We start from the raw sequence: 13,023 nt of genomic DNA, 5'->3' as shown, positions 1-13,023 counted from the left end.
TCAAGCGCACACCTCGCGGGGCTTGGCGCTCATCAGCCACAGCGCCAGGAGAATCGACAGCAGGATGAAACCGGAGGCGGCAAACCCCAGGCTGCCCAGCCCCAGCGTATCGATCACCCGCCCACCGACCATTGCCCCCAGGCCAATGCCCAGGTTGGCGCCGGCAATGTTCAGCGATGCGGCAAATGCCGGCGCATGTGGGGCGGCTTTCATCAGCCGCACATGACTGACCAGAAACAGTGCCGCCTGGGTCACGCCCCAGATCCCCATGGCGGCCGCGAGGCCGAGGGTGGAGTGGATCGCCGGGACCAACGCCAGCATCCCGGTGATCATCAAACCGCAGAACACCATGGAGGCGATCAGCGGGTGACGATCCACCGCGCGCCCGCCCAGCGAGTTGCCGAGCAGACCGACCGCGCCGAAGCCCATCAGGCACCAGCCCACCAGCGTGCCATCGAAACCGGCCAAGCGCTCGAGGATATCCGCCAGGTAGGTATACGCAGTGAACATGCCGCTGAACACCAGGATCGACAGCAGCACATGCCCCTGCATCACCGGGTTGCGCAGGATCTTGAACTGCGAGCGTAGCGTCACTTCGTCCTTCTTCACCTTTGTCGACGGCAGATAAACCAACAGCAGCAACGCCTTGAGCACCGCCACCACTGCCAAAATGCCAAAGGCCGTGCGCCAGCCGAACACGTCGGAGATCAAGGTGCCGACCGGGATGCCGAATACCGTGGCACAGACAATCCCGAAACCGATCTTGGCAATCGCCCGCCCGGCGTATTCCGGCCCGACAATGTCCACCGCCGTTTCACTGGCCAGCGCCCAGAACACCGGCAAGCCAAGGGCCGGGATCAAGCGGGCCAGGGACATGACCCAGATGTTCGGCGCCAGGGCCGCCAGGGTATTGGCCACCCCGAACATCAGCAAAATACTGATAAACAGCCGCTTGCGCTCAAAACGCGCGAAGTACGCGGTGAGGAACGGGCCGAATGCGGCCACGGTGAAAGCGAACAAGGTCACCAGCAGACCGGCTTGGGACACGCTGATGCCAAGGTCGCGGGCGATAGAGGGCAATAGGCCGACAATCACGAACTCGGTGGTCAATACGGTAAAACCGGCTGCCGACAGCAGCAGGATGGGCAACAACATGAACCACTCCAGAAACGGCGACGCCAGCGTCAGCCCGAAGGCCCGCTGGCAGAGAAATAGAAGAAAGGATGAGTAATCTTAACAGAAGGCACCTGCGTCGCGCACCGCTGGGCGACTGAGTGACGCAGTCAACATGGATGTCCGCCGCGGCATGTTAGACTCCGCGCCCTGTATTACGCCGCACACATTAAAAAAACTAGAGACAACTCTTTATGACTGCTGCCCCTTCGCTCCTTCAACGCCTCATGCGCGTCAGCCTGGTGAGCCAAATCATCATCGGCCTGATTGCTGGCATCGTGTTGGCCCTGCTGCTGCCCAGTGCTGCCCAATCGGTAGCGTTCATCGGCAAGTTATTCGTTTCGGCGCTCAAGGCCGTGGCACCGATCCTGGTGTTCGTACTGGTGATGGCCTCGATTGCCAACCACAAGCACGGCCAGGAAACCCATATCCGACCGATCCTGTTTCTGTACTTGCTGGGGACTTTTTCGGCCTCGGTGGTGGCTGTCGTAGCCAGCATGTTGTTCCCCTCCACGCTGGTATTGGCGACCCACGATGTCGCGGTAAGCGCCCCGGGCGGCATCACCGAAGTGCTGAAAAGCCTGTTGCTCAGCGTCGTGGACAACCCGATCAGCGCCCTGATGAATGCCAACTTCATCGGCATCCTGGCCTGGGCCATCGGCATGGGTATCGCTATCCGCCATGCCGGTGAAACCACGCGTACGGTGTTGGGCGACCTGTCCACGGGTGTCACGTTGATTGTGCGCGTGGTGATTCGCTTCGCCCCGCTGGGGATCTTTGGCCTGGTGGCCTCGACCCTCGCCACTTCCGGTTTCGACGCACTTCTGGGCTACGCGCACCTGTTGCTGGTACTGATCGGCTGCATGCTGTTCGTGGCGCTGGTGATCAACCCGGCCATCGTGTTCTGGAAATTGCGCCGCAACCCCTATCCACTGGTGCTGATGTGCCTGCGCGAAAGTGGCATCACGGCCTTTTTCACCCGCAGTTCGGCGGCCAACATTCCGGTCAACCTGGCCTTGAGTGAGCGCCTGGGCTTGCATGAAGACACCTATTCGGTGTCAATCCCGCTGGGCGCGACCATCAACATGGCCGGTGCCGCCATCACCATCACCGTGCTGACCCTGGCCGCGGTGCACACCTTGGGTATCGCCGTCGACCTGCCTACCGCCGTGTTGCTCAGCCTGGTGGCCGCGATCTGTGCCTGCGGCGCGTCGGGCGTGGCCGGTGGTTCACTGCTGTTGATTCCGCTGGCGTGCAGCCTGTTCGGTATTCCGAGTGAAATCGCCATGCAAGTGGTCGCCGTGGGCTTCATCATCGGCGTGTTGCAGGATTCCGCGGAAACCGCGCTGAACTCCTCCACCGACGTATTGTTCACCGCTGCTGCGTGCCTGGGTCAGGAAAACAAAACCCCGGCGTGATGCCTGCGTGAATAAAAAAGCCCGGACGGTTCCGCGAAGAACCGTCCGGGCTTTTTTTGTGCGGGTTAGAACGCGCCCATGTAGTCGCGCTTGCCCACTTCCACACCGTTGTGACGCAGCAGCGCATAGGTGGTGGTGACGTGGAAGAAGAACTGCGGCAGGCCGTAAGTCAGCAGGTAAGACTGGCCGGTGAAGCGTTTTTCTTTCGGCGTGCCAGGACGGGTAACGATTTCGATGCCTTCCTTGCCGTCGATCTGCGCCGGGGTGATCGTGTCGATAAACGCCAGGACCTTGGCGATCAGCGCTTGCAGGTCGGCAAAGGTGACTTGGTCGTCATCGTATTTCGGCACATCGATCTCGGCCAGACGCGCAGACACGCCCTTGGCGAAGTCCACGGCGATCTGGACCTGGCGCATCAGCGGGAACATGTCAGGGAACAAGCGGGCTTGCAGCAAGGCGTTGGGCTCGATGTTCTTGGCGGTGGCGTGGGCTTCGGCCTTGTTCAGCACATCGCTCAGGGCGTTGAGCATTTGCTTGAAGACCGGGAGAGAAGCGGCGTACAGGGAAATAGTCATGACAGTCTCGACAGTTGTGGCAGGGTTTGAATCAGGCGCAATTATAGGCATGCCAGCCACCCGTGCCGCTTGTCTTTTATTTTTTCAGGATTAGGCTAGTGGGCTCACTGCATAGGGAAAACGCGATGACCACCGAGCACGACACCTCCTCCTCCGAGCCACGCCTTAACAGCACGGAAATTCGCGTTTTGGGGTGCCTGATCGAGAAACAGGCCACCCACCCGGAAACCTACCCGCTGACCCTCAACGCCCTGGTGCTGGCCTGTAACCAGAAAACCAGCCGGGAACCGGTGATGAACCTCAGCCAGGGCCAGGTCGGCCAGAGCTTGCGAGCCCTGGAAGGTCGCGGGTTTACCAGGCTGGTGATGGGCAGCCGCGCTGACCGCTGGGAACACCGGGTCGACAAGGCCCTGGAACTGGTCCCCGCCCAAGTGATTCTCAGCGGGCTGCTGTTTCTGCGCGGTCCACAGACCGTCAACGAACTGCTGACCCGCAGCGGCCGCATGCATGACTTTGAAGACGCCGAGCAGGTCGTGCATCAACTGGAACGCCTGATCGCCCGCGACCTGGCGGTACTGGTGCCCAAGCAAGCGGGTCAGCGTGAAGACCGCTACACCCATGCCCTGGGCGATCCGGCGGATATCGAAGCGATCCTCGCCGCCCGTGGCAATCCGCCGGAACGCAGTGCTGGCAGCGCGGTTTCACTGGAGCGCATCGAAGAGCTGGAAGCGCGGATTGCGGCGCTGGAAGAACGTCTTTCGCGTCTCGAATAAGACTCAGCCCGCATTGAACCGCGCCGAACAAGCGCACATTTCGCGCCGTAGCGGCTGTCGAGGTCTTTATTGTCGTGCAAACGCCACCGCTGCCTGGAACTGCTCAGCCGTGGGCCTTACCCCGGTATACAGCACAAATTGCTCCAGGGCCTGGATTGCAATCACTTCAAGGCCGGTAATCACCCGTTTGCCCGTGGCGCGACCGCGCACGATCAATGGTGTTTCGGCGGGGATCGCCACCACATCAAACAGCGTATCCGCCGCCTCGATCGCTTCATCCTCAAACGCCAACTCGTCAGCTTCCGCGCCGCCGGTCATACCGATAGGCGTCACATTGATCAGCATTTGTGGCCGTGCAGCGCCCATCTCGGCTTGCCATTCGTACCCCAGGCTCTGCGCCAAGGCCCTGCCGGTCGCTTCGTTGCGGGCGACAATCAGGCCATTGGCGTAGCCACCGTCGCGCAAGGCACTGGCCACGGCCTTGGCCATGCCGCCGCTGCCACGCAGGGCGAACGTAGAATCCTGAGGTACCGCATGCTTTTTCAGCAGTTGCTCGACGGCAATGTAATCGGTGTTGTACGCCTTGAGATGCCCGTCGGTATTGACGATGGTGTTGATTGAAGCGATGGCGCGGGCCGAATCGTCCAGCTCATCCACTAGCTCAATGCAGGCTTCCTTGAACGGCATCGACACGCCACAACCGCGAATACCCAACGCGCGGATACCGCTCACGGCCCCCGGCAAATCCCGACTGCTGAACGCTTTGTAGTAAAAATTAAGCCCCAATTGCTCATACAGGTGATTGTGAAAACGCAGGCCAAAATTCCCGGGACGCGCCGACAGCGACATGCACAGTTGGGTGTCCCGGTTGGGGTTCATCAGCATGGGTGACTCCTTGAAGTAAGCAACTCGAAACGGACCTTACACAACCTTTACCCCGCAGGCGGGCGGTTTTGGGGATACACGTTGTCTTAAAAGTACCTGCGCGACAATCCTTGAGCCTGTTGCTTGCATCGCGGCAGGTAGTCCGGCGCAGCTTTTTTGGGTTCGATAGTCTGAATAAATCTCGTCGAGGTCGTTATGGGAATAACGGCTGCGATTAAATCCGCCACTCTGTGAATCACTGTGTACTTGCCCAATGCGGGTGTGCACTGTCATGTTTGTGTCACATCACACTCTCACTATCAAAACTGTCCACCCCTAACAGGCCATAACAATAAGGACGCCCCAGCATGCCCACGCAGAATCCACACCGTACCGCCGGTCTTTACACCTCCAGCAAGGTCTACAGCGCCTTGACCGAACTCAAGCACCTGGAAGGCCATCGCAGCGCCAAGTTCCTCTCATTGCTGGCAGAAAACCTGGTCCGCAAGGGCCTGCTCAATGAACAGGAAGTGCTGAGCATGCTTGATCAGGTGGTTGACTGATCGCAGGCCAGCGTTGTCTCGATAACAATGATGTCGACTATCGAGCAGGTTGATTTTTCTTGATCGCACGCAAACCGTAAGGTGACCTCCAGAACGCACTGGAGGTAGATATGCCCACTATTCAAATCATGTCCGTCATCGGCAGCGCGGTCCCCGCCTCACTTCGGGAACTGGGTCTGCTCGCCTGCTGGTATCTGGTGGAGGACGGCGAGCCTATCAGCGGCCCCCTCACCTCGCTCCCCGACGCCCAGGCCCTGTCACGCCAGATCGCCCATCGTTTCGACGCCTAGGGCAACGGCAGCCGCGCGCGGGGTTTGGTTTCGACAAACAGCCCCCAACTGGAGATAAATAACGCGGCAATCAGCGGCCCGATCACAAAACCGTTGAGGCCAAAGATCGACAGGCCGCCCAGTGTCGAGATCAAAATCAGGTAATCGGGCATCTTGGTATCCTTGCCCACCAGGATCGGACGCAGCACGTTGTCCACCAGCCCGATCACCAATACCCCGAAGGAGACCAGCACCACGCCTTGCCAGATCGCGCCACTGAGCAGGAAATACGCCGCCACAGGCCCCCAGACAATTCCCGCCCCCACTGCCGGCAGCAACGACAAAAAGGCCATCAGCACCGCCCAGAGCAAGGCGCTGGGGATATCCAGAAACCAGAAAATCAGGCCTCCCAGCGCACCCTGGGTCACGGCCACCAACACGTTGCCCTTGACCGTGGCGCGCACCACCCGATTGAACTTGAGCTGCAGGCGACGCTTCTGCGGTTCGGCCAGCGGTACTGCGGTGCGCACCTTGCGCACCAGCTCGGGGCCGTCGCGCAGGAGGAAGAACAGCAGATACAGCATGATGAAAAAGCTCACCAGAAACTCAAAGGTGCCCTGGCCAAAACTGAACGCCTGAGTGGCGAAGAACTGGCTGCCCTGCATGGCGCCCTTGACGATTTTTTCCCTCAGCCCTTCCAGGTTGCCCATGCCGAAGCGGTCCAGCAGATGCTGGAAATACGGCGGCAGGATGCTCTTGAACTGATCGATATAGCTCGCAATGTCCAGTTTGCCGCTTTCGATGTTCTTGTACAGCGTCGCCCCTTCCTGAACCAGCAGGGCACTGGTGATGATCACCGGCAAAATGGCGATCACCAGGCATACCGTCAAGGTACAGAGCGACGTCAAGTTGCGGTTCCAGCCAAACTTGAGCTGCAAGCGCCGTTGCATGGGCGCAAAGATGATTCCCAGGATAACCGCCCAGAACACCGCACCGTAGAACGGCAACATAATCCAGATAAAGGCGATGGTCACCAGGGCCAGAAGCAACAGCAAGGTTTTGAATTGCAGATTCGTTTGGTTCATGTCCGATCCATGCCGTAAAAATGCAGGACGCCCAATCGCGTCCTGTTGCTTAGTCCACCGCAAATCCCGGGAGTGCCGTCTTTTTTATACAGCGTAGACCCAGATCAATAGCGCCCGCACAGGCCTCCACTACACTGCCGCCCTTTTGCGATCGAAGCCCCCATGTTGCCTGTCCTCGCCCCTGAACTGCTCGCCCCCGCCGGCACCCTGAAAAACATGCGCTACGCCTTCGCCTACGGCGCCGATGCGGTCTACGCCGGCCAGCCGCGCTACAGCTTGCGCGTGCGCAACAACGAGTTTGACCACGCCAACCTGGCCTTGGGCATCGACGAAGCCCACGCCCAAGGCAAACGCTTCTATGTGGTGGTCAATATCGCGCCGCACAACGCCAAGCTGAAAACCTTCCTCAAGGACCTGGAGCCCGTCATCGCAATGGGCCCGGACGCGCTGATCATGTCCGACCCGGGCTTGATCATGCTGGTGCGCCGGCACTTCCCGCAGATGCCCATTCACCTGTCGGTGCAGGCCAACACGGTGAACTGGGCCAGCGTCGAGTTCTGGCAGCAGCAAGGCGTCTGCCGGATCATCCTGTCCCGGGAGCTGTCCCTCGAAGAAATCGCCGAGATCCGTCAACAGGTGCCCGCCATGGAGCTGGAAGTGTTTGTCCACGGTGCCTTGTGCATGGCCTACTCTGGCCGCTGCCTGCTCTCGGGCTATATGAACAAACGCGATGCCAATCAAGGCAGCTGTACCAATGCCTGCCGCTGGAAGTACCAGGCCACGCCTGCCGTGGAGAACGCCGCGGGCGATATCGTCCAGCACTACCCAGCCGAACCGACGCTGGGTCTGGGCGCTCCCACCGAGCAGGTGTTTCTGCTGCGCGAGGCCAACCGCCCGGACGAACAAATGCCAGCCTTCGAGGACGAACACGGCACCTACATCATGAACGCCAAGGACCTGCGAGCGGTGCAACATGTCGAGCGCCTGACTCGCATTGGCGTGTATTCGCTGAAGATTGAAGGCCGCACCAAATCACACTTCTATGTCGCACGGACCACCCAGGTGTACCGCAGGGCGATTGATGATGCAGTCGCGGGTCGCGCATTCGATCGCAGCCTGATGACTGATCTGGAATCCCTGGCCCAGCGTGGCTACACCGAAGGTTTCCTGCGCCGTCATGTACACGACGAGTACCAGAATTACCAGAACGGCAGCTCAGTCTCGGAGCGCCAGCAGTTTGTCGGTGAGTTGACCGGCGAACGGCGTGGCGAGTTGGCCGAGGTCAAGGTGAAGAACCGCTTTGCCGTGGGCAATCACCTGGAGTTGATGACGCCGGCGGGAAATTTTCATTTTGATCTGGGAAGGATGTGCAACGCCAAGGGCGAAGCCATCGACGTGGCACCGGGGGACGGGCACACGGTATATGTGCCGGTTCCACTGGAGATGGAGGTGCGGTTCGGGTTGTTGATGCGCGATGTTTAGCGGGTTATCGGGGACCCCGGGGGTTGGGTCAGGTTCATATCCACCGTGATATGGACCCAACCCGCCCCTGTCTTGAAACGATCAGATCTTGAACTGCCCCACCAACTGCCCCAACCGCTGCCCCAGATCCGCCAGGCTGCGAGACGTCTGCGCACCCTGCTGGGTCTCGTCCGCCATGCTATCCACCGCGACGGCAATCTGATGCACGCTGCGGTTGATCTCTTCGGCCACCGCAGTTTGTTCCTCGGCGGCGCTGGCAATCTGCGCGTTCATCGAGTTGATGGTGCCGATCAACTGCGCCATGGTGTCGAGGGACGCCCCGGCTTCGTTGGCTTTGGCTGAGGTGCCGTCACCGGCATCGCTGGAACGGTGCATGGACTCCACGGCCGCCTCGGTGCCTTTTTGCAGGCGGTCGATCATGCCCTGGATTTCCTGGGTGCTTTGCTGGGTACGGCTGGCCAGCGCGCGCACTTCATCGGCCACCACCGCAAACCCGCGCCCGGCTTCACCCGCACGCGCCGCTTCAATGGCTGCGTTGAGGGCCAGCAGATTGGTTTGCTCGGCAATCGAGCGAATCACCCCAAGCACGCTGACAATCGAGGAAACGTCCTGCTGCAGGCTGTCCAGCGACACACCGCTGCTGCGAATGTCGTTCACCAGCGCGTGAATCTGCGCAATGCTGCCATCCACCACGCGCTTGGCGGTCTGGCCCTCGACATCGGTCTGCTGCGCCGCCACCGCCGCGCCCTGGGCACTGCGCGCAACTTCATGGGCCGCGGAAGACATTTCGTTGATTGCCGTCGCCACTTGATCGGTCTCGTGACGCTGGCGCTCCATGGCCTGTTCCGAGCGCTGGGCCTGTTCGGAAACCTGGCCCACCAGCCCCGTGAGTTGCGAGGTCATTTCGGTAATCTGGCGCACCAGGCCGTGAATCTTGTCGACAAAACGGTTGAACGAGCCCGCCAGCTCGCCCAGTTCGTCCTGGCTAGTGATTGCCAGGCGGCGGGTCAAGTCGCCTTCGCCGGCGGCGATGTCGTCGAGATTGGTTTTCATCAAGTGCAGCGGCCGCAAAATGGTATTGGCCAGCAGCATACCGACAGCAGCAATCACCACCAACAGCACCAGCGCGATGCCGACGATGCTCAGCAACACCCCTTCCATGCGGTCGTTGACTTTGGCTTGCACCTCGGCCACCAGCGCTTCGATGCCGTCCAGGTTGACCGACGTACCAATCACCATGTCCCACTTGGGCAGGTATTCGGTATAACCAAGCTTGGGCACCAGTTCCGTTTGCCCTGGCAGCGTCGAACTGTATTGCAAGTAGTGAGTGCCGTCCTTGGCGACTTTCACCAGGCCGACGTTGACGTAGACACCGTTGGGATCACGATTGTCCTTGAAGCTCTTGCCTAAGCCATCCGGGCTGTTGCCCTTGAACAGGCGAATGGTCTCGGAATCGTAGCCGAAGAAATAACCGTCCTTGCCGTAGGAGGTGTTGGACAGCAACTTGACCACCTGCGCCCGCGCCGCCGTATCACCTGGCGCGGCGGCGTCGTAAAGCGGCTTGATCGTAGTCATGGCCACTTCTACATAGCTTTTCAGGGTGCTCTTGGCATCGTTGAGCAGGCGTTCACGGGTTTCTTCGACCTCGGTCCTGGCCTGCTCCTTGAGTATCCACACCGTGGTCAGGCTGATGACCACGGCAAACAACAGCACAGGCAGCACGGCAAGGGACAGTACTTTGGCCTTCAGACTAAGACGCATGGATTCTCTCTCTTATAAGACGGCGTTAAGAGGTTAACGGCCAGGGGAGAGAAAACTGTAGGCGCCCGAGGGTTGCCCGGCGGTCATCGCTGGCGATGACCGCCAAGCCTGTCCCCGCCTATGCACGGGACAGGGAGCAGATTACAGGACCATCGCGGCAAACCAGCCGAACACCAGCAACGGCAGGTTGTAATGCAGGAACGTCGGGACCACGGTGTCCCAGATATGGTGATGCTGACCATCGATATTCAAACCCGAGGTCGGGCCCAGCGTGGAATCCGACGCTGGAGACCCGGCATCCCCCAAGGCGCCCGCGGTGCCGACGATACACACGATGGCCAGCGGGCTGAAACCGAGCTGCAGGCACAAGGGTACGAAAATCGCGGCAAGGATCGGCACCGTGGAGAACGACGAACCAATGCCCATGGTCACCAACAGGCCCACCAGCAACATCAGCAGCGCACCCACGCCACGGCTGTGGCCGATCAGGGCAGCAGAGGCCTGCACCAGCGTCTGTACCTGGCCGGTAGCTTTGAGCACTTCGGCAAAACCTGAGGCGGCAATCATGATGAAGCCGATCATCGCCATCATCTTCATGCCTTCGGTGAACAAGTCGTCAGTATCACGCCAGCGCACGATGCCCGACACCGAGAAGATCAGGAAGCCGGCCAGGGCGCCGATGATCATCGAGTCCAGCCATAACTGGATGATGAACGCCGCAGCGATCGCCACCCCGGCGACCAGCAGCGTCAGCGGGTTGTAGCGCACCGCGACCTGTTCGACCCGTTCGATTTTCTTCAGGTCATAGACGCGCTTCTTGCGGTAGCTGAAAAACACCGCCACCAACAAGCCAAAGACCATGCCCAATGCCGGAATGCCCATGGCGTGGGTCACGTTGACCTGGCTGATGTCCACGCCGCCTTTGGCGACGTTGGCCAGCAGGATCTGATTGAGGAAGATATTGCCGAACCCGACCGGCAGGAACATGTAGGGCGTGATCAGGCCGAACGTCATCACGCAGGCAATCAGGCGGCGGTCCAGCTGCAACTTGGTGAGTACATACAACAGTGGCGGCACCAGCAGCGGGATAAAGGCGATATGGATCGGCAGGATGTTCTGCGAGGCAATCGCCACCGTTCCCAGCAGGCCGATCAATAGCCATTTGATATGACCGCCACCCGCCGACTCCTGGCGATCCACCAGCAGCAAGGCCTTGTCGGCCAACGCATGCGCCAACCCGGACTTGGCGATCGCCACAGCGAAAGCACCCAGCAATGCGTAAGACAGCGCCACTGTGGCCCCACCTCCCAAGCCGCTGTTAAACGCCTTGAGCGTCGCGTCAATGCCAAGGCCACCGGTCAAGCCCCCCACCAGGGCGCCGACGATGATCGCGATGACCACATGCACGCGGGACAGGCTGAGCACCAGCATGGTACCGACCGCGACGATTACTGCGTTAATCATGGTTACCTCAGGCAAAAACGTGAAAACGATAAAAAACGCACATGCCGGCGCCATGTCCGTCGAGGGAACGACGGCTGGACGCCAGCAAAAAAGGAGCTTTCTTAGAGGGCGCGCACTTTGCAGCAGGTCGCGCGTCATGTCAAAGAACGACGTCGCGCAACGCATTCAATTGACCGTATGAATAAAGAAAAAACCTGTCCGGCCGATGCAGTAGGACACTTCTGCCGTATCGAAAGGTTAAGGATCTCCATGTCGCTCAGACAGTTGTCCATTCAATGGAAAATCACCCTCCTGGCAGGGCTTTGCCTGCTGGGGATCGTGACCCTGCTGGTGGGTCTTTCGCTGTATCGCATGGACCAGAGCTCGCAACGGGTCAAGGCATCCAGCATGCAGATGCTCGACGTCGCGGCTCAGGCCCGCATCGAAGCCCAGGGTGAAGTCCAGGCTTTGGCCATCCGCCAGCAATTCATGGACGCCTATCAGTACGGCCACGGTTTCTCTCGCCAAGTCCTGTTCCTGCGCGAACAAGCCGAGAAACGCTTCCTCGACGCCTTCGACTTGCGCGAAGACCTGACCCGCCAGGTCAAGGCCGCTCTGCAAGCCAACCCGGACCTGCTGGGCCTGTCCCTGGTGTTCGAGAGCAATGCGCTGGATGGCAAGGACGAACTGTTCGCCGGCCAGAACGAGTTGGGCAGTAACGAAACGGGGCGCTTCGCCCTCTACTGGTCACAGCCGACCGCCGGCACGTTGACCTCGATGGCGCTGCCCGAAAGTGACATGTCCGACACCAGCATCGGCCCCAGCGGCGAGAACGCCAACACCTGGTTCACTTGCCCGCGCACCACGCTCAAGCCCTGTGTAATCGAACCCTACTTCTATGTGATCGACGGGAAAAATGTGCTGTTGACCAGCATCGTCTTTCCGTTGACGGTCGACGGCAAAGTCATCGCGTCGCTGTCGGTGGACATTAACCTCAACAGTCTGCAGGCCGTCAGCCAGAATGCCAGCCAGAAGCTGTATGACGGTCAAACCAGTGTCAGCATCATCAGTCCGGTGGGTTTGCTGGCAGGCTATAGCCCGGATGCCAGCAAACTCAGCCAGCGCCTGGACAGTGTCGACACCCGCAGCGGCGCGCAGTTGATCAGCGCCCTGGCCGACGGCACCCAGACCCGCAGCTTGCGTATTGACCAGCAACTCAAAGTGTTGGCGCCGTTCCAGCCGATTCCCGACGGCAAGCCATGGGGCGTGTTGCTCGATGTACCGGAAAAAGTCCTGATCGGCCCGGCCGAGGCCCTCAAGGCCGAACTGGATGCCGACAATACCAAAGGCACCTTGCTGGAACTCGGCCTGGGTTTGCTGGCGGCCATTGTTGGCTTGCTGCTGGTGTGGCTGATGGCTCGCAGTGTGACCCGGCCTATCCTCGGCGTGGCGCACATGCTTGAAGACATTGCCAGCGGCGAAGGCGACCTGACCCGTCGCCTGACCTACGACAAGCGCGACGAACTCGGCGAACTGGCCAGTTGGTTCAACCGCTTCCTCGACAAGTTGCAACCGACCATCGCCCAGGTCAAACGCTCGGTCCAGGACGCGCGCAGC

Annotated in this window: 11 protein-coding genes and 1 pseudogene; 6 read left to right on the top strand and 6 right to left on the bottom strand. The window is 60.2% G+C overall.

What is annotated here, in order from left to right; all coding sequences use genetic code 11:
- The gene (locus BLU75_RS06545; protein WP_084377740.1) at positions 1-1,155 is read right to left on the bottom strand and encodes an MFS transporter; all 1,155 of its coding nucleotides are present in this window, start codon (positions 1,153-1,155) and stop codon (positions 1-3) included.
- Positions 1,156-1,367: 212 nt separating this feature from the next.
- Between BLU75_RS06545 and sstT the strand changes: the two genes are divergently transcribed.
- Entirely contained in the window at positions 1,368-2,591 is a 1,224-nt protein-coding gene (gene sstT, locus BLU75_RS06540; protein WP_084377738.1) for a serine/threonine transporter SstT, read from the top strand.
- Between the two features lie 65 nt (positions 2,592-2,656).
- Here sstT and BLU75_RS06535 read toward each other — a convergent pair whose 3' ends face one another.
- Positions 2,657-3,166 (bottom strand): DUF1993 domain-containing protein, encoded by a 510-nt coding sequence (locus BLU75_RS06535; protein ID WP_084377736.1) that lies wholly within the window; start codon positions 3,164-3,166, stop codon positions 2,657-2,659.
- Positions 3,167-3,291: 125 nt separating this feature from the next.
- Between BLU75_RS06535 and BLU75_RS06530 the strand changes: the two genes are divergently transcribed.
- Positions 3,292-3,939 carry a YceH family protein gene (locus BLU75_RS06530; protein ID WP_084377734.1) on the top strand — a complete coding sequence of 216 codons (648 nt, stop codon included), beginning with the start codon at positions 3,292-3,294 and terminating at the stop codon, positions 3,937-3,939.
- A gap of 66 nt (positions 3,940-4,005) precedes the next feature.
- Here BLU75_RS06530 and BLU75_RS06525 read toward each other — a convergent pair whose 3' ends face one another.
- Positions 4,006-4,824 carry a shikimate 5-dehydrogenase gene (locus tag BLU75_RS06525; protein ID WP_084377732.1) on the bottom strand — a complete coding sequence of 273 codons (819 nt, stop codon included), beginning with the start codon at positions 4,822-4,824 and terminating at the stop codon, positions 4,006-4,008.
- Between the two features lie 347 nt (positions 4,825-5,171).
- Here BLU75_RS06525 and BLU75_RS06520 point away from each other — a divergent pair, with 347 nt between their 5' ends.
- Both BLU75_RS06520 and BLU75_RS06515 read left to right on the top strand, forming a co-directional pair.
- The gene (locus BLU75_RS06520) at positions 5,172-5,366 is read left to right on the top strand and encodes a hypothetical protein (RefSeq protein WP_084377730.1); all 195 of its coding nucleotides are present in this window, start codon (positions 5,172-5,174) and stop codon (positions 5,364-5,366) included.
- 110 nt (positions 5,367-5,476) lie between these two features.
- Entirely contained in the window at positions 5,477-5,656 is a 180-nt protein-coding gene (locus BLU75_RS06515; RefSeq protein WP_084377728.1) for a hypothetical protein, read from the top strand.
- On the opposite strand, the gene BLU75_RS06510 is transcribed toward BLU75_RS06515, so the two are convergent.
- Positions 5,653-6,720, bottom strand: coding sequence for an AI-2E family transporter (locus tag BLU75_RS06510; RefSeq protein WP_084377726.1), 1,068 nt, complete (start codon positions 6,718-6,720; stop codon positions 5,653-5,655). The genes BLU75_RS06515 and BLU75_RS06510 overlap by 4 nt on opposite strands.
- A 162-nt stretch (positions 6,721-6,882) precedes the next feature.
- Between BLU75_RS06510 and trhP the strand changes: the two genes are divergently transcribed.
- Positions 6,883-8,202, top strand: coding sequence for a prephenate-dependent tRNA uridine(34) hydroxylase TrhP (gene trhP / locus BLU75_RS06505; protein ID WP_084377724.1), 1,320 nt, complete (start codon positions 6,883-6,885; stop codon positions 8,200-8,202).
- 81 nt (positions 8,203-8,283) lie between these two features.
- On the opposite strand, the gene BLU75_RS06500 is transcribed toward trhP, so the two are convergent.
- Both BLU75_RS06500 and BLU75_RS06495 read right to left on the bottom strand, forming a co-directional pair.
- Positions 8,284-9,963 carry a methyl-accepting chemotaxis protein gene (locus tag BLU75_RS06500; protein ID WP_084377722.1) on the bottom strand — a complete coding sequence of 560 codons (1,680 nt, stop codon included), beginning with the start codon at positions 9,961-9,963 and terminating at the stop codon, positions 8,284-8,286.
- Between the two features lie 141 nt (positions 9,964-10,104).
- The gene (locus BLU75_RS06495) at positions 10,105-11,424 is read right to left on the bottom strand and encodes a Na+/H+ antiporter family protein (protein WP_165447426.1); all 1,320 of its coding nucleotides are present in this window, start codon (positions 11,422-11,424) and stop codon (positions 10,105-10,107) included.
- Positions 11,425-11,604: 180 nt separating this feature from the next.
- Between BLU75_RS06495 and BLU75_RS28255 the strand changes: the two are divergent.
- Positions 11,605-12,918 (top strand): annotated as a pseudogene (locus BLU75_RS28255) (cache domain-containing protein); the annotation flags it as partial.
- Positions 12,919-13,023: the final 105 nt, after the last annotated feature.

Source organism: Pseudomonas mucidolens, from assembly GCF_900106045.1.
Lineage (GTDB): Bacteria > Pseudomonadota > Gammaproteobacteria > Pseudomonadales > Pseudomonadaceae > Aquipseudomonas > Aquipseudomonas mucidolens.
This window is presented reverse-complemented; position numbering and strand designations above follow the sequence as displayed.